The sequence below is a fragment of the Mucilaginibacter antarcticus genome, from assembly GCF_042686155.1.
GTDB classification, from domain to species: Bacteria; Bacteroidota; Bacteroidia; order Sphingobacteriales; family Sphingobacteriaceae; genus Mucilaginibacter; species Mucilaginibacter antarcticus.
In genome coordinates this window covers 1-17,983 of sequence record NZ_JBHUON010000008.1, presented here as the reverse complement: position 1 = coordinate 17,983, position 17,983 = coordinate 1, and the positions used below count along the sequence as shown (strand labels likewise).

The window sequence follows — 17,983 nt, the reverse complement described above, 5'->3', positions numbered from 1 at the left end:
ATAAAATGAACAGGCTTAAACACACAGGCTCTAAGAAATATTAAATAACTTTTAGTTAGCGCAGGAAGTGCGGCTGATTAATGGGAAAAAATTATACAAAGCCAACTAAATTGTTGAAACTTGTATTGGTATACCATCCTGAAAATCTACAGTATATAATAAATGAGTAAACTTTACCGTGGGGCGATTTTGTGCTGCCTGATAATTAGTGCTGCTACCGCTTTTGGACAACGAGCGTTAGTTTCTACCCAACAAAAAAAAGAGCTTGACAATATCGCCCAGATTGCAGATACTGTGTATACTAGGGGCTACCAAAGGGCGCTGTCACAAGCCAAAGCACGTGGATGGGCGGTAAGGCGACGTAACAGCAACGGAGGCCTAGCTGTACTGAGGGGAATGGATAAGTTAGGCTTTCCACGATACTTGACATCATTTGGCAATACCCCGGCAGCGGCTACCACCGGCACCAACCAGGTACAACCGGGGGGCGCAACCGGATTAAATTTAACCGGATCAAGCAATATTTTAGTAAACCGGCTGGCTATATGGGACGAAGGCTGGGTTTATAATGCTCACCAAGAGTTTGCAGGTAAAAGCATCCAGCTAAAGGACACCGCCGCTATTGCAGATCATGCTACACACGTGGCTGGCGTAATGATATCAAAGGGTGTTAACCCGCAGGCGCAGGGCATGGCATTTAATATGGGCTCATTATTATCATTTAGTTTTAATAATGATATAGCCGAAATGAATCGGACGGCATCAACACTATTATTGTCTAACCACTCCTATGGCGATTTTGCCGGCTGGGATTATAATACGCCGCAAGCCCGCTGGGAATGGTATGGCTTGCCAGGCGACTCTGTCGACTACGTTTTTGGATTTTATGACTCTCGTGCACAGTCATGGGATAGGATATCGTACAACGCACCCTACTATTTAATAGTTGCCTCATCGGGCAATAGCCGTGGGTTAACCGGCCCAGCTGTGGGTAGCACTTATTGGGGTTATGCAAGCCGCACCAATCCAACATTTGTAAATAAAGGAGCCCGCCCCGTTGGTATAAGCAGTAACGACAGCTACGATACTACGCCAAATACAAGCACCGCAAAAAATATTTTAACAGTTGGGGCAATAAATGCAATACCAAATGGCCCCTCAGGCGGGGCCGATGTTAAAATAGCCAGTTTTAGTAGCCTTGGGCCAACAGACGATGGGCGGATCAAGCCAGACGTTGTTGGCGATGGGGTAAATGTGCTTTCAACGGCTATAACTAATAATACGGCCTACAGTTCGTTAAGCGGCACTTCGTTTTCGGCTCCAAACGTTACCGGTTCCTTACTGCTTTTACAGGAACATTACGCCCAAAAAAATAACGGCGCTTTTATGCGTGCCGCAACTTTAAAAGGTCTGGCTTGCCATACCGCTATCGATGGCGGTAACGCCGGGCCCGATTACACATATGGGTGGGGCTTGTTAAATATGCCAAGGGCAACCGAGCTGATTACCAATAACAATTTAAAAAGCCTTGTAAAAGAGAATAATCTTACACAGGCGCAAACACAAACATTTACTATTACAGCGTCAGGCGATGGGCCTTTGTTGGCCACGATAGTATGGACAGACCCACAAGGCACCCCTACTGCTGATGGCACTATAAACAGCCGTGTACCAAAGTTGGTTAATGACCTGGACATCCGCATAAATGATGGTACAACCACATCGTTACCATGGGTGCTTGACGTTCTAAATCCATCGGTTGCGGCAACCCGGGGTGACAATATTCGCGACAACGTTGAGCAAGTTTTTATTGCTAACGCAACGCCAGGTAAGACTTATACTATTACAGTGAGCCATAAAGGTGCCTTACAATCCGGCGTGCAAGCTTACTCGCTGATTGTTAGTGGGATTGGAGGTGCTAATTACTGCGCGTCGGCACCAACATCAACTGCCGATTCGCGTATAAACAACCTAACCTTGGCTAATATTAACAATACACCGGCGCCGGGTTGCACCTCATATAGCGATTACACCGCTCAAACTGCTATTTTGGAGCAAGGCAGAACCTACCCTTTAAGTTTAACGCTTGGTACCTGCGGTGTAAACTTTAACAAAGCGGCTAAGGTATTTATTGATTGGAACAGCAATGGTATTTTTGAAGCTACAGAAGAGGTAGCCACCACCGCCATAATTAATGGCACCGGCATCGCGACAGCAAATATTACGGTGCCGGGTACTGTAACACCGGGTAATTATAGCCTGATGCGCGTGGTACTTACAGAAACCGGCGACGCCGCCACTATACAAGCCTGCGGTACGTATGCCAAAGGCGAAACCCAGGATTACCGGGTACAATTCACAAAGTCGAACACAGATGCTGGTATTGCAGCTATCGTCAATCCGCAAATCACAGGGGTTTGTAGCGGCGAGGGGTTAGTAACTGTTACGGTTAAAAACTTTGGCGGGGCACCTATAAGCAATGTACTGGTAACCGTTACCATAAAAGCTGCCGACAATACAGTAACCACTATAACAGAAATTTATACACCCGCGTTGACTCCGCTGCAGCAAGATAACTTTACGCTGACTACACCGTTTAACTTTGTACCCGGAGCTACTTACACTATCACCGCAACAACCAACCTGGCAAGTGATGCAATAATTGCTAATAATCAATTTGTACAAAACATAGCTGTGTTTGTTGCGCCGGTGCCGGCAAATCTGGCAGCACTTTATTGCGATAACAGCAAGCAATACTTACTGTCGGGCCAAGGCGATGGTACATTGTTTTGGTATAAAAACAGTACCGACCTGATACCATTGGCTTACGGATCATCGGTAACTACAGCTATTGCACCAAGCAATAATACTTTTTACGCCGGGTTAAACGATTTTGCCGGCACTGTAGGCCCGGCTAATAAAAAAGTGTTTGGCGGAGGTGGATATAATCAGTTTACACCAGGGGTAGACGTTTATACTGCCGTGCCCATGGTTATACAAAGCGCGCGATTATATATTGGGAATGCCGGCGTATTAACCTTTAACGTTACCAATGCCAGCGGACAAATAGTATCAAGCACAACTATCAATGCTACTGCCACCCGTACAACCCCGGCAGCAGGCCCGCAAGCGGATGATGTGAATGATCAGGGGCGGGTTTATCAGCTTAATTTAACATTACCGGCGGCAGGCAAATACACTATTACCCCGGTTTTTGATGACAAGGTAACAGTGTATCGAAACAATGGTGGGGTAAGTGGCTATCCCTTTAAGTTGGGTAGTATATTTAGTATAACAGGTAATGGCGCCACTCCTGATCCGCCTGCTACCGATACTGCATTTTATAAAGGCTACTACTACTACTTTTATGATATGCATGTAAAAAGTGCAGGTTGTGCATCGGCAGTTAAGGTGGCGATTACCTTATCAAAACCATTGGTAACGCAGGTGGATAAGGTACTGTCATCTAATTTTGCTAACGGTAATCAGTGGTACCTTGATGGTAAGCCAATTACGGGTGCAACAAACCCAAACTACACCGCCCAGCAAAGTGGCAATTACCAGGTTGGTGTAAGCAGCGGAGCAGGCTGTATAGCTTTGTCTGATAGTTATGCTTATTCGCTGGCGGGGCCAAGACCAACATCTGAAAATGAAATTGGCTTGATATCTTTCCCGGTGCCTGCAAATAATGATCTTAACGTAGCTTTTGTAATACCATCAGTCGGCACTTTAACGCTTTCATTAGTAAACCCAAAAGGGGCGGTGGTATACAGCAAAACGCAAAATGCAGCTAAAGGCAATTTTAGTACAGTTATTAATGTAACCGGTTATGCACCCGGTATTTATATGGTTAGAGTTGCGCTTGGCGGTAAAATTTACAGTAAGAAAGTTATGGTGATGCGTTGATACCGCCTGGCAATAGCTCGCCAATATCCTTTTGCGTAAAAGCAATAAAGGCTCTCGTTACTTTAAAGAGAGCCTTTATTAAATCTAAAATGTAGTCCTATTACTTAAATGTATACTTAATACCCAGTCCCGGTGCCAGGTCAAGAAACGGACCTTTAGCCACCTCAATCCGGGGGTTAAGGTCTACGCTTACGGCAATTGGTGTTTCGGGGATCTGGTATTCAAGGCCAACAACCCCATCTAAGCCTAACAGTAGTTGCGGGCGTTCGTAAAAGCGGTCGCTGCCGTTAAATGTGCGGTAAATGCCCTGTCCTGCAGAACCTATGTGCGCCCCAAAACCGTAATAAAATTTAAGCTCAGGCACTTCAAAAGCGGTGTGGTTATTTTCGTACAAGCCGGTAAATACCACGCCATGGTCACGAAAACCTATCAGGCCTTGAAGGGCGGTAGCATTGTCAATAAAGTACTTTCCCGAGATGCCATTTTCGTAACCGCCAAACTTTAGGCCGGCCGCCCATTTATAATCCTGTGCCTGTAATCGCGAAGCACCTAAAAACAAAATGGCTGTAATAAGTAATTTATAAGTTGATGTTTTCATGATAGTATAACGTTGTGATATCTTAATTATGCTATTAACAAAGATTTGCCGCCGGAGTTTGATAAAATGAAGCTGATATTTTTTAGCTTAGTTACTTGTTAACGATATTGATGAGTATGCAAAAAAGGTTTGTTTTTCTGTTGATTGGCGTTGTATTAACCCATTCTTTACCTGCCCAAATACCCGGCAAAAGCTACCAAAACGGAATGGTGGTTTGCGCTTACCCGGATGCCAGCAAGGTTGGCCTAGACATCTTGAAGAAAGGCGGCAACGCGGTAGATGCTGCCGTAGCAGTACAGTTTGCGCTGGCTGTCGTGCATCCGTCTGCGGGCAATATTGGGGGTGGTGGCTTTATGGTTTACAGGGCGGCAACCGGGCTTACCGGTACGCTTGATTTTAGAGAGAAAGCACCAAGTGCTTCTTCTGCCAATATGTATTTAGATGCCGCCGGCAATATCATTAACAATATGAGCCTTGCCACCCCCGCGGCTTCGGGCGTGCCCGGATCGGTAGACGGTATGGTGTCGGCGCATAAAAAATTTGGCAAGTTACCCTGGGCCACCCTGGTACAGCCTGCTATAAACCTTGCAGCCAATGGGTTTAAAGTGACAGATAGGTTGGCTAACGAACTAAACAGCACCCGTAACACATTTATTAAGAGCAATCCCGGTAAAAATTACTTGCTTAAGGCCACAAACTGGGTTGCCGGTGATATATTGGTGCAGGCAGACCTGGCTAAAACGCTTCAACTAATACGAGACAAGGGCCGTGCAGGCTTTTATGCTGGTAAAACTGCCGACGCGATAGTTGCCGAAATGAAGACGGGAAATGGGCTAATATCAAAAGCCGACCTTGCCAGCTACCATTCTATATGGCGCAAACCTATAACCGGAAGGTATAAAGACTATACTATTATCACCATGCCGCCACCATCAAGTGGTGGCATAGCATTGATGCAGCTTTTAAAGTCGGTAGAGAAATATCCGCTACGCAGGTGGGGATTTAACGCTGATTCGACCGTGCAATTAATGGTTGAGGCTGAGCGCAGGGTATATGCTGACCGTTCTAAATATCTTGGCGACCCTGATTTTTATAAAGTGCCGGTTGATAGCTTATTGCAAACCACATACATAAAAAAACGTATGAGCAATTTTAGTTGGGATACCGCTACGCCAAGCAGCAGCATACAGCCAGGTATTTTTAAAGGTTATGAAAGCGACCAAACCACACACTTTTCTATAGTAGACAAAGCGGGCAACGCCGTTGCTATTACCACTACATTAAACGGTAGCTATGGTTCAAAAATATTTGTCGGCGGTGGGGGCTTTTTACTAAATAACGAAATGGATGACTTTAGTTCAAAACCGGGCATACCTAATATGTACGGCCTAATCGGCGGCAAAGCCAATAGCATACAGCCGGGTAAACGCATGTTATCGTCTATGACGCCAACTATTGTTGCTAAAAACGGCAAGCTGTTTATGGTGGTAGGTACACCGGGCGGATCAACCATCATAACATCGGTTTATCAGACTATACTAAACGTTATAGAGTTTGATATGGAGGTACAGCAAGCGGTTAGCGCCAAACGTTTTCATCACCAATGGCTGCCAGAACAGGTAGATAGCGAGCGGGGCGCCCTAAGTACCGATACCCGGATTAAATTGGAAAAGAAAGGTTACCTGATAAAAGATAACAGCGTTATTGGACGGGTGGATGCTATTTTAAAAACCGGGAAGGGCTATAGCGGCGGTGCCGACCCCCGCGGTGATGACGCCGCAATGGGTTGGTAGTGTCGTAAAATTTGTATACTTGCGTAGTAGAACTTTTTAGTTTTTAATATGCCATCGCACATAAAACATCAGGAAACCGTTGACTATTTTTTAAAAATAGTGTGGCAAACCGTTGCAAACCGCTATAACGCCCTGGTAACTGATTTTGGCATCACGCAATCCATCGGCTATCTGCTTATTAATATCGACGAGACTGAGGGTACAACAGTGTCGCAAGCTGCCGCTTTGTTGGGGCTAAAATCAACCAGTTTGTCCCGTATGCTCAATCAGTTGGAAGAAACCGGACTGATATACCGCGAATCAAACCAGGGAGATAAGCGATCTGTAAAAATATACTTAACCACATTAGGTAAAGAAAAGCGCCAACAGGCACGCGCTGTGGTAAAAGAGTTTAATAATTATCTTAACGCCCATATTAATGAGGCTGATAAGCAGTACCTGATTGATATGCTAAAAAAAATCAATCAGCTAACGCTAAATTACAAGCCCGAAACCCCTGATAAATAGTCTATAAAGCCCTTGTTAATTAACCCTTCGTTTTTTAAAGTGTTAAAAAATGTTAAGCTGCTGTTTTTGAATTATAAAAGAATAAATTTGCCCTTTGGAAGTGATATGAATAAGGCGGCATTAATTATATTGTTTTTAGCTTGTTTTGTAGCTGGTTGTGGCAAGTCAAACGACAGTGGGGTGGCGGCTTACAATGCGCAAAAAGTTATAGATGATAAAATAGTAGCCGACTACCTGGCGGCTAATCCAACTTTGAAGGCAACGAAAATAGATACCTCTGGTGTTTATTACGTTACGGTTACTCCGGGCAGCGGTAATGATTTGTTTACCAGATCAACCAGGGTGGTAATAGGTTACACGGGCAGGTTATTAACCACAGGAAAGCTGTTTGCACAAACAAATGATTTTCATCCCGAGGTTGCTTTGCAGACCATTATACTGGGTTGGCAATTAGGTATCCCGAAAGCTAAACGCGGAGGCGTTGTAAGATTACTGGTACCATCGCGTTATGCTTATGGGCCGGCTGCGCAGCCACAATTAGGCTTAGCGTTTGATTTTAAAAACGGGTTACCGGCAAACGCGGTGCTTGATTTTGAGATTGAGCTATTTGATATAAAAAATTAAACTATCCCGTTAGGGATGAAATAAATAAGCTTTTAAAGCGTAAAAGTTGCAATAGCAGCTTATGCTAAATATATATTACAAAATGAAACAAACCACTTTTACATTTTTATTTTTTACAGTAATTGCCCTGGCATCATGTCGTAAAGACAAAAACGAGCTTACACTAAATGAGTATGATGATGAGCAGATACAGACATACATGACAGTTAATGGGGTAAGTGGTTTAACGCGCGATACAAGCGGGATGTTTTACAAAACTATCTCGCCGGGCATAGGGGCGCCGATTGAATATTCTGATAATGTTGCTATAGTTTACACTGTACAAAGTATAGACGGAAAATATGCGTCGACAGATACCGTAGCTAATCATTACCAGGGTTTTGCTGGGCAGATTGCCAATACTGGCTTTCCGCTCGGTTTTGGCGTTATAGGTGTGCAACGAGCTGTGCATGATCTGTTAAAACGCAAAGGCGGCAGTATACGGGTAATTATTCCGTCGCGTTTGGATTATGGGGTTGCCGGTGCAGGTTCAGGCAGTAGCTCGGTTTCTGCAGGCCGTATAGCAGGAAACCAGAGTCTTGATCTGTATATCCATGTTGTTGATAATCAGGCGCAGCATGATAAAATTGCCATACAGAAATTTATTGCCAACAGTAACCTGGGTTCGTCAGTATTTGAAGACCCCGATGGCTACTTTTATAACATACGCACCCCCGGAACCGGTACGGTGCCTATTACAGAAAATAGCACTATAAGCGTTACCTACACCGCCAGATTGCTTAATGGTACTATTGTAGACCAATATAACAATGCGGGCGGTACAGTGCTTGAAATACCGAGTTTAATTGCAGGTGTACGTGCGGGTTTAAAGAAACATGCCACGGCAGGTTCTTTAATTACTTTTATTATACCATCGGCAAAAGCTTATGGCAAGGTTGCAAATGGGGCTATACCTGCAAACAGCATTATCAGGTTTGAAGTGCAGGTAATAGCCGTTAACTAATAATTGGCTATATTTATTTACTCAAAGCTTCTTTAAAAGCGCTCAAACAACGGTCGCGCGCAAAGGCGTGATCTACAATGGGTTTTGGATACTTGCTGAAGTCAGCATACTCAGGAACCCATTTTTTTATGTACTCCATTTTGAGGTCAAAGCGTTTAGTCTGCGCGTCCGGACTAAATATCCGGAAATATGGCGCCGCGTCTGTGCCCGAGCCCGCTGCCCATTGCCAGCCGCCAACATTGCTGGCCATTTCATAATCTAACAATTTAGAGGCAAAGTAACGTTCGCCCCAGCGCCAGTCTATCAGCAGATGCTTACTTAAAAAACTGGCTGTTAACATACGTACGCGATTATGCATAAAGCCGGTCGCATTTAGCTCACGCATGCCGGCATCAACCAGCGGGTAACCGGTCTTGCCCTGGCACCAGGCTTCAAAATGCTTCTCGTTATTGATCCATTTGATACGGTCATATTCGGGGCGAAAGGCATGATCTTGCGTCTGCGGAAAATGGTGCAGGATCATCATATAAAACTCCCGCCATATCAGTTCATTGAGCCAAGTTTTCTCGTGCACCTCACTCGCATAAGTGGCCGCCTTGCGGATACTCACGGTGCCAAAACGCAAGTGGATACCTATGCGTGTCGTGCCTTTTATAGCCGGATAGTCGCGCTTTGCAGCGTAGTCAATAATATAGGGTTCGTAATTTTTATCGGGAATAGTTTGTAGGCTTCGTTTAAATCCGATGTCTTGTAGGGTAGGCATAGGTAACGGAGCCGTTTTAAGCAGGTGCTTCAAATATATCCTGGTGGGGTATGATTTAAGATAAAAATCGTTCAGCTTTTGTTTCCATTTTCTGCTGTATGGTGTAAAAACAGTATAGGGTTTGCCATCATCTTTAGTTATTTCGGCTCTCTCGAAAATTACCTGATCTTTAAAAGTATTAAAGCTGATACCGTGTCTTGTTAGAAGTTCGGCCACAGCTTCATCGCGTTTTTTTGCATAAGGCTCATAATCATGATTGGTATATACGGCTGCAACATCGTAATCTTTTAAAACTTGCTGCCAGGCCATCTCAACCGTACTGTACAATACCAACAAGCTGCTGTTATGCTTTTCCAGCTCCTGTTGCAGATTTTTTGTAGTATCATAAATAAAGGTCACGCGGGCGTCTTGCTTGTCATCCAATTGGTCAAGTATCGCCGGGTCGAAAATGAAAAGACACAATACGGGGTTGTCGCTTTTTAAAGCTCGGTATAGCCCCGCGTTATCATCCAATCGCAAATCGCGCCTGAACCAGAAGATGGTTGTTTTATTATTCATTCAGCTCTCTAATCTCTGCGGTAAGACAGACTGCATTATGTTTGTTTAAGACTCCCACCGGGGAAGGTTTGGTTTGGGCTGTAAATACCTGTTAACGCCCAGACCAATGTAGGGTAACTAAACTTGAACCCGGCATCTTCAATTTTTTGTGCCGATACTTTTGTGCTGTTTAATACCATGGCGCTCATTTCACCAAGTGCAAGTTCAAGCGCGAAGGCAGGTATGGCAGGCAACCACAGGGGGCGGTGTAACACTTTAGCTATAGCTTGGGTGAGCTGTTTATTAGTGACAGGCTGTGGGGCAACCATGTTGTAGTCGCCGCTAATAGTGTCATTATCTACCGCGTAAACGTACATGTCAATAACATCCTGCTCATGGATCCATGGCATCCATTGTTTGCCGCTGCCCAGGGGGGCGCCCACGCCCCACTTAACAGGGCCGGCTATTTTCACTAGTGCGCCCCCGTTGGCATCAAGCACTACGCCTGTGCGTAGTTTTGCAATGCGCAGGCCAAAGCTTTCGCCGGCATCAACGGCGTGCTCCCATTGCAGGCAAACGTTGGCCAAAAAATCTGTGCCCGGCGCGCTGTCTTCAGGAAGCAGCTGGTCGGCACGGTCGCCATAATAGCCCGTGCCCGATGCTGAAATCACTGTTTTTACCTTGTGAGCGCGATTTTTTAAGGTATTATAAATGAGGGCGATGGATTTAGTCCGGCTTTTAATGATCTCCTCTTTACGTTTTTGCGACCAGCGCCCTTCGGCCACATTGGCGCCCGCAAGGTGTATAACGGTATCTACGCCGTTAAGTGCTTTATCGTCTATCTGGTTTTTGTTAACATCCCACAAAAAAGTACTTACACCCGGGTGTTTGCCGGGGCTGCGGCTTAGATGGTTAACCTGGTAGCCCTTGCTTAATAGGGCTTCGGTAAGTTTACGACCTATTAAACCTGTGCCGCCCGTTAATAATATATGCTTGCTCATTTTTTAGCAGGTAGTATTTTAAAGTTTACAATTTGCAAAGCCATCCCCTTAAATATAAATAAATGGAACGGAAACATGGTGTACCAGTATAAACGTCCCCATAAGCCATTGGGCCTGAAAGTAGCAATTTGGCTTAGCTTTTTCTCACCTTTTTCTTCGGTTATTTTAAACTCCAGCCAGGCCTCGCCCGGTAATTTCATTTCGGCATATAGTAACAGGCGCTTGCAAGGTTTATCAACCAATAACACCCTCCAAAAATCAATTACATCGCCGTTAGATATGGTGATATTGCTGGTACGCCCTCTGCGTAAGCCAACGCCGCCCACTATGCGGTCAATAGACCCGCGAATGCGCCATATCCAGTCCCAATAGTACCAGCCACGGGCACCGCCGATAGCCATAATATTGTCCCACACTTCCTTAGTATCGCTATCAATGTCGGTACTTACCTTATAATTCACAGTGCCATGTTGCGGCACTTTTATCTGGTCCATAAAATCAGATGTGAGGTAGCCGTTGTTCAAGGCATCGCGCCAGCTGGATACAATAGAGTTTTGCTCAATTTTTTCAAAAGCCAATTCAAGCGCTTCTTTGTAGGTAAGGCATTTACGTTTAACAACAGCATCAATGTCATGGTTTTTCATGATGGTCTCGTTCTTCATGCTATCAACCAAGCTCTGAGCCAGCGAATAACTTACCGAGGTAATGAAGTATAGCCAATAGGATGACAATTTAGGCGACAAGAACGGTATTGTAATAAACCGTCTTTTTAGCTTACGCGCTTTGGCATACCCCAACATCATATCTTTAAAGCTCAAAACATCAGGCCCACCAACATCAAAGGTTTTACCTATGGCTTTTTTGTTATCCATTACGCCTTCAAGGTAGCCCAATACATCGCGGATAGCGATTGGCTGACACTTGGTGTGCACCCAGCGAGGAACCGTCATGACAGGCAGCTTTTCGGTAAGGTCTCGTATGATTTCGAACGATGAACTGCCTGAGCCAATAACAATAGCCGCCCGCAAAACGGTAAGCTCTGCCTTGGCCTCGCGCAACACATCCTCTACATGCCGGCGCGATTTTAAGTGTTCTGAAAGCTTATCGTCATTAGTGATACCACTCAAAAAGATAACCTGCTTGCAATGGGTTTTGTCCAACTGCTTCACAAAGTTTTCTGCAGATTTTGCTTCCAACTCAGCAAAGTTTTTATCCTGCGACATAGAATGCACCAGGTAATACGCCACATCAATATCTTTCGGAAAAGCGTCGATCGTGGTTTCTTTCAGCAAATCCCCTTTTATCAGGCTTACCTTGTCGCTGAAATCACTCTGTGAATCAAAGCGCCGCTTGTCACGCACCAGGCACACCAGATCATGATCTTTCTCCAGCAAAACCGGGATGAGCCGTGTGCCGATGTAGCCGTTAGCGCCTGCAAGAAGTACTTTCATGCAGGAGTAACATAAAACAAGGGTAGGGTGTTTTAATTTGAGATGAAGGTTATACAACCTGCAACTCTAAATGTTTTCAGTTGCGAACACAGCGTCTGTTCAGGCGTCCACATTACCCCAATATTTCTCTGATATCGTCCGCCGACAGAGACTTAATAAAACTATCCTCGGTAGTGATCAACGCGCGGGACATGCTGAGCTTGCGTTGTTGCAAAGCCAGGATCTTTTCTTCGACGGTGTCTTTGGTGATAAACTTATAGATAAATACGTTTTTGGTTTGGCCGATGCGGTGCGTACGGTCAATAGCCTGTTGCTCAACGGCCGGGTTCCACCATGGGTCAAGTATGAAAACGTAATCCGCTTCGGTAAGGTTAAGGCCCACCCCACCGGCTTTTATGGAGATTAAAAACACACGGGTGTTTTTATCTTCCTGAAATTGCTTCACCACATCGCCCCGGTTTTGGGTAGCGCCGTCAAGGTATACATAGGGTATGCGCTTCTCGTCAAAGTGTTTGCGGTATATGCTTAACTGCTTTACAAACTGCGAGAATATCAGCACTTTATGCCCACCTTCTAATACAGTATTAAGCGTATGCGTAACGTTTTCAAATTTACCCGAGTCGCCTTCATAGTCTTGGTCTATCATGTAGGGGTGGTTGGCTATCTGGCGTAGCTTAGTAAGCCCCTGCAATACCTGTATCTGCGTTTTGGCAAATGTGCCGTCTTCCAGGCTTTTTAACAACTCGTTGCGGTATTCTGATTTTACCTCTTCGTAAACAGATGCCTGTTCTTCGCTCATTTGGCAGTAAAACAAGTTTTCGGTTTTCGGCGGTAGTTCAGTTGCTACCTGTTCTTTGGTACGGCGAAGCACGAAGGGTTTTATCAATGCCTGTAGTTTGCGGGCCTTTTCTTCGTCCTTCTTTTTCTCAATAGGCGTTACAAACTCATTCATGAAATATTGCTGGGTACCTAACAAGCCGGGATTGATGAACGACATCTGTGTCCAAAGGTCATTCACCGAATTTTCTACCGGTGTACCGCTCAGTATCAGCTTAAATCTGGACTTTAGCTGCTTAACCGCCTGGAATGATTTAGATGATGGATTTTTAATATTCTGGCTTTCATCCAGTATTACATAATCAAAATAGTAGCCTTTAAGTAATTCTATATCTATGCGGCTGATGCCATACGTGGTAATGACCACATCGTAATTTTTGAAAACCTCTGCAGACTTATAACGGAATGTGCCGGTATGCACCATTAGCCTTAATTGTGGTGCAAACTTTTTTGCCTCGTTAAGCCAGTTATAAATCAACGATGTTGGCATAATCACCAACGATGTGGCTTTTGCGCCGGTGGCCTCGGTATCTTCTTTGTGTTTTTGCAGTAGCGATAGTGTCTGTATGGTTTTACCCAAACCCATATCATCGGCCAAACAACCACCAAAATGGAAGTTCTTTAAAAAGTGGAACCAGTTGTAACCCGCCTGCTGATAAGGCCGCAGGCTGCCTGCAAAGTTCTCTGGGGCAGCCACCTCGTCCAGTTGTTCGAAGTCCATTAGCTTTTGCAGCTTGCGCGTCATGGTAACCTCGGCCATTTCGCCGGCAAGGTCGTTAACCAGGCCCAGGTGATGGCGGCGAAGTTTGATCTGGTCGCCACCCTCGCTAAAGTGTAGCAGGTTACCGTATTGCGCAAACCACTGCTCAGGTATAATAGCTACTTCGCCAGACGGCAGGGTGAACTCCTTTTTATGGTTAAGGATATGATTCTTTAGCTGGATAAACGGTATGCGGTATGGCCCAAAATAGACAAAGGCATTAATGTCGAACCAGTCGTTATCTTCACTCACCTCAAGGTCTATTTTGCTGGTGCCAAAAACATAGCGTTTCTGTCCTTCGGGTTGTTCAATTTCGAAGCCCTGGGCAAGTAGCTGATCGTGGTGCTGATTGAGCCATTCAAATATAGAATGCGACTGGTTGGTGTCGTCATCGTGATGTATCACCTCCAAATTTTGGAATAAGGATGACGCAGTCTGCAAGCCCAATCCCTCTAATTGCGTCAACTTGTTTTTTTCCCAGGTTACAGAGCGTTTTATGCGGTGAAACGTGTAGTTATCGCCATCTACATCCATCCGTACAGAAATATGCCGGCCATCCCCGTAAGGGAAAATGTAACCGGCGTATTTAAAGTACAACTGCAGCTGCGAGGTGCCTCCCTCAACATAAATGGGTTTCAACACAGGGGTAGCCTCATGTTTTTCGGTATCTATAGTAAAACCTTCGGCGTAAACGTTGTGCTTTTCTATCAGTGGGGCGACAAATTTCTCAAAGTATGGTCTTTCTGTCGATCGTGGGACGGCGATGTACCTTTTGTTTAAAAACGGAAGCAGTTTTTTGCCCTCAATCTCTTTGTCGAAATAATAAAGGGTATCGTCCATTAACATCCAGGCGGGGTGGTTGCAAATGATCTCGGCATTTTTAAACATAAACTCGATCCGCATGCCCTGGTATTTAAGGGTAGGGAAGTAGCGAATCTCCTCTGCGTCGCGCCTAAAGTGAAAGAGTACAGTCGTTATTTTGTCGGCTATCTTTAACTTCCGCTCCGCGGGATAGCCCTCCTTGCTCATGAGGTATATCTGTTTATTATCAAGCAAGTTAAGCGCGTCTGCCATGCGCTTCTCAATTTTAGGGCGTATGACTTCAAAAAGCTGATCATTAAATATCTTCGAGAAAAACTCCGAAGGACGGATAGCCTTTTTATGAAACTTTTTAATGACATGGCCCTGCTCAATTTCCTCTAATAGTTTGATGAGTTTGATGTCTGTTTCATCTATGCAGGGTGCAAACTCGGTAGCTGTATTTGAAAAAAGACGTTGGTGGGTTAGCGAAAATTCGCCATTTGGATTTAGCTGTACTACGTGTGGCTCAATAACATAGCCCAGATACTCGTGCCGGGCAATTGAGTATATTACTTGGCAAGGTTTTGAACTATCAACGCGTAACATAAGCTTCTGAAGAAAATATAAGAGAAGCTAGGACGAGAAAAAATTCAAACGTAAACAGAATTTGTCTTAATAAAAAACGTATGACGTTAAATAATTATTAACAATAGAGGTGAAAGCTTAAATCTCCAGATCTCCCTCAAACACCAACTTAGCAGGCCCTTCCAAAAAGATATCGGTAAAGGCATTACCATCATAGTTAAATCGGATATTCAAATCGCCGCCTAATACTTTTATAGGTGTTTCAATGCTGCCGGTTTTGTTGTAATGTTTGGCCATGGCTAAGGCTACGGCCGTTACTCCGGTGCCGCAGGCATAAGTCTCATCTTCTACACCGCGTTCAAAAGTGCGCACAAAGTATCCTTCGCGGTGTGGTTCGACAAAGTTTACGTTGATGCCGTTAGCTCTATAAGTGTCGTTGTTACGGATAGCATGACCATCAGCAAACACATTTTTATCCTGCAAATTATCTGCAAAAGCCACATAGTGCGGCGAGCCGGTGTTTAATACGTAAGCATCAGCGTCTTTATGAATAGTATCTACATCTATCATTTGCAGGCTCACCCAATCGCCAGTTTCTGAAATTTTGGCATGGTGCGGGCCGTCAACTGCCAGGAATTCAGTCTCCTGGCCAGTTACACCAAGAAATCTTGCAAAGGCTACAATACAGCGCCCGCCGTTGCCGCACATGCTGCTTGGTTGGCCGTCGGCATTATAGTAAACCATCTCAAAATCATACCCTTCTTTAGCCTGCAAAAACATAATACCATCGCCACCAATACCAAAACGGCGGTCGCATAATTGCGCTAGTAGCTGTGCATTGTGGTGATTAACAATCTTTTGGCGGTTGTCAACTAAAATAAAGTCGTTGCCGGCTCCCTGATATTTATAAAAATGCAATTTCACGATGTTTTATTATTTGTAACAGTAATAAGGCAATTGGTCGGCCAAACATCCCCGACGCCCGTATGTTTAATTTTAACATTTTTTAACATAACTTACAATAACTTATTGTTGCTTATACCGTCTTAATGGTATTAAATTTGAATAGCAAAAGTAGTTATAAACTCAAGAGATTAAATAATCTAAAAGTAATATGAAAAAGATAGGTTTAACCTTACTAACAGCAATTGTAGGTGGCGCCATGGCGCTGGGTACCTACAAACTGGTTGAAAACAAGTATGCCAGCAACATGAGCCTTGATGAGAAGCAGGAAGTTTACTTTGCAAACAACAAAATGGCACCTGCTATTATGTCATCGGCAGGCCAGCTTGATTTTACACAAGCGGCGGCGGCGGTAACACCAGCCGTTGTATTTATACGTACCACTTACAATGCGTCAGCGAGTGTGAGTTCTGAACAAAGCCAGGCGCAGCGATTGATGGAAGAGTTTTTTGGCCAGCGTGGGCAACAGCGCCAGGCCCAGCCGCAAATGGCATCAGGATCGGGTGTTATTATTTCGCCTGATGGATATATTGTAACCAATAACCACGTGGTAGCTAAGGCCGATAAAATCGAAATCACGCTAAATGATCACCGCCAGTTTAAGGCTAAAGTAATTGGTACAGATCCAAATACAGACCTGGCCCTGATAAAAATTGAAGGCAGTAATCTGCCCGTTATAAAAATGGGCAACTCTGACGATGTTAGGGTGGGCGAGTGGGTGTTGGCAGTTGGTAACCCTTTTAACTTAACATCAACAGTTACCGCGGGTATTGTGAGTGCTAAGGGCCGTGGCATTGGTATATTGGGCAGATCAGAAGGTGGCGAAGACGATGAACAAAATGCTAATCCGTTTGGGGGCCGTATGCGCAGACAAGCGCAGCCAGAACAGGCACGTGTAAGTAAAGGGATTGAGTCTTTTATACAAACCGATGCTGCTATCAACCCGGGTAACAGCGGCGGCGCATTGGTAAATACTGCCGGCGAATTAATAGGCATTAACTCTGCCATAGCTTCGCACACCGGCTCTTACGAAGGTTATGGTTTTGCTATACCGATGAACCTTGCCCGCAAAGTGTTAAATGATATACAGAAGTATGGTGCGGTTAAACGCGGTTATATAGGTGTATCATTCCGCGAGCTTAACCCTGATGCTGCCGAGCAATTAAACATCAAAGCTAATTCGGGCTTATATGTTAACGAAGTATTAAAAGGCAGTGGGGGCGAACAGGCAGGTTTGCTTAAGGGCGACGTTATAAGCAAAGTAGAAGGCAAGCCGGTGTTTGAGTCGTCAGACTTACAAGAGCGTGTTGGTCGTTTACAACCTGGCGATAAGATCAAAGTAAGTGTTTTACGTGACGGTGCAGAGAAAAACTTTACCATTACCCTTAAAGCTGATGCGGAAGAAGTGCGCGCAGCTCCCAGTACAAAGTCTACAGCTGAGCTATACAACAAGTTAGGCGCAAGTTTCACTCCGCTTACTACAACAGAGAAAGCACAGCTACGTGTAAACAGTGGTGTTAAGGTTACCCAGATACGCCCCGGTGGTATGTTTGCCGATTTGGAAATGTCAGTAGGTTCAGTGATCACGAGCATAAACAGACAACCTATTAACTCTATCCAAGACGTTGATAAAGCGATGAGCAGCATCAGAGATGGCCAAATACTTATCAGTGGCCGTGATGCCGATGGGGTAGCTTTTAACAACAGGTTTCAGTTAACCAGATAAGATTAATTTAAACGCAAAAAGCCGGCTCATTGCCAGTCATGGTCGGAAGATTAATCTTCCGACTTTTTTGTTTTGAAGGATTTGGTTTTATTTGATATAGATATCTGAATATCAAATATTTATCTTGT

At 44.7% G+C, this 17,983-nt stretch carries 12 protein-coding genes; 6 read left to right on the top strand and 6 right to left on the bottom strand.

The genetic code is table 11. The features are described from left to right. The first annotated feature begins 162 nt into the window (after positions 1-162). Complete coding sequence (locus ACFSYC_RS08455; protein WP_377125684.1) at positions 163-3,906, top strand: S8 family serine peptidase; 3,744 nt, start codon at positions 163-165, stop codon at positions 3,904-3,906. 100 nt (positions 3,907-4,006) lie between these two features. Here ACFSYC_RS08455 and ACFSYC_RS08450 read toward each other — a convergent pair whose 3' ends face one another. After that, positions 4,007-4,504: a hypothetical protein gene (locus tag ACFSYC_RS08450; RefSeq protein WP_377125682.1), complete on the bottom strand. Its 498-nt coding sequence runs from the start codon at positions 4,502-4,504 to the stop codon at positions 4,007-4,009. 116 nt (positions 4,505-4,620) lie between these two features. Between ACFSYC_RS08450 and ggt the strand changes: the two genes are divergently transcribed. The 4 genes from ggt to ACFSYC_RS08430 all read left to right on the top strand — a co-directional run bounded on the left by ggt (position 4,621) and on the right by ACFSYC_RS08430 (position 8,431). After that, on the top strand, positions 4,621-6,297 hold the full coding sequence (gene ggt, locus ACFSYC_RS08445; protein ID WP_377126017.1) for a gamma-glutamyltransferase: 1,677 nt from the start codon (positions 4,621-4,623) through the stop codon (positions 6,295-6,297). A gap of 60 nt (positions 6,298-6,357) precedes the next feature. Continuing rightward, on the top strand, positions 6,358-6,804 hold the full coding sequence (locus ACFSYC_RS08440) for a MarR family winged helix-turn-helix transcriptional regulator (protein ID WP_377126014.1): 447 nt from the start codon (positions 6,358-6,360) through the stop codon (positions 6,802-6,804). Between the two features lie 87 nt (positions 6,805-6,891). Further along, entirely contained in the window at positions 6,892-7,428 is a 537-nt protein-coding gene (locus tag ACFSYC_RS08435; RefSeq protein WP_377125679.1) for an FKBP-type peptidyl-prolyl cis-trans isomerase, read from the top strand. Positions 7,429-7,510: 82 nt separating this feature from the next. Then, the gene (locus tag ACFSYC_RS08430; RefSeq protein WP_377125676.1) at positions 7,511-8,431 is read left to right on the top strand and encodes an FKBP-type peptidyl-prolyl cis-trans isomerase; all 921 of its coding nucleotides are present in this window, start codon (positions 7,511-7,513) and stop codon (positions 8,429-8,431) included. A 13-nt stretch (positions 8,432-8,444) separates the two neighbouring features. On the opposite strand, the gene ACFSYC_RS08425 is transcribed toward ACFSYC_RS08430, so the two are convergent. The 5 genes from ACFSYC_RS08425 to dapF form a co-directional block, all read right to left on the bottom strand. Then, positions 8,445-9,752 carry a cryptochrome/photolyase family protein gene (locus ACFSYC_RS08425; protein ID WP_377125673.1) on the bottom strand — a complete coding sequence of 436 codons (1,308 nt, stop codon included), beginning with the start codon at positions 9,750-9,752 and terminating at the stop codon, positions 8,445-8,447. Between the two features lie 35 nt (positions 9,753-9,787). Then, positions 9,788-10,732: a TIGR01777 family oxidoreductase gene (locus ACFSYC_RS08420; protein WP_377125670.1), complete on the bottom strand. Its 945-nt coding sequence runs from the start codon at positions 10,730-10,732 to the stop codon at positions 9,788-9,790. After that, on the bottom strand, positions 10,729-12,183 hold the full coding sequence (locus ACFSYC_RS08415) for an SDR family oxidoreductase (protein ID WP_377125667.1): 1,455 nt from the start codon (positions 12,181-12,183) through the stop codon (positions 10,729-10,731). Before ACFSYC_RS08415 ends, ACFSYC_RS08420 begins: the two co-directional genes overlap by 4 nt. 112 nt (positions 12,184-12,295) lie before the next feature. After that, on the bottom strand, positions 12,296-15,187 hold the full coding sequence (locus ACFSYC_RS08410) for a DEAD/DEAH box helicase (RefSeq protein WP_377125664.1): 2,892 nt from the start codon (positions 15,185-15,187) through the stop codon (positions 12,296-12,298). Between the two features lie 117 nt (positions 15,188-15,304). Beyond that, positions 15,305-16,090 (bottom strand): diaminopimelate epimerase, encoded by a 786-nt coding sequence (gene dapF, locus ACFSYC_RS08405; RefSeq protein WP_377125661.1) that lies wholly within the window; start codon positions 16,088-16,090, stop codon positions 15,305-15,307. A 190-nt stretch (positions 16,091-16,280) separates the two neighbouring features. On the opposite strand from dapF, the gene ACFSYC_RS08400 reads away from it, so the two are divergent. Then, positions 16,281-17,855, top strand: coding sequence for a trypsin-like peptidase domain-containing protein (locus ACFSYC_RS08400; protein ID WP_377125658.1), 1,575 nt, complete (start codon positions 16,281-16,283; stop codon positions 17,853-17,855). Positions 17,856-17,983 lie beyond the last annotated feature (128 nt).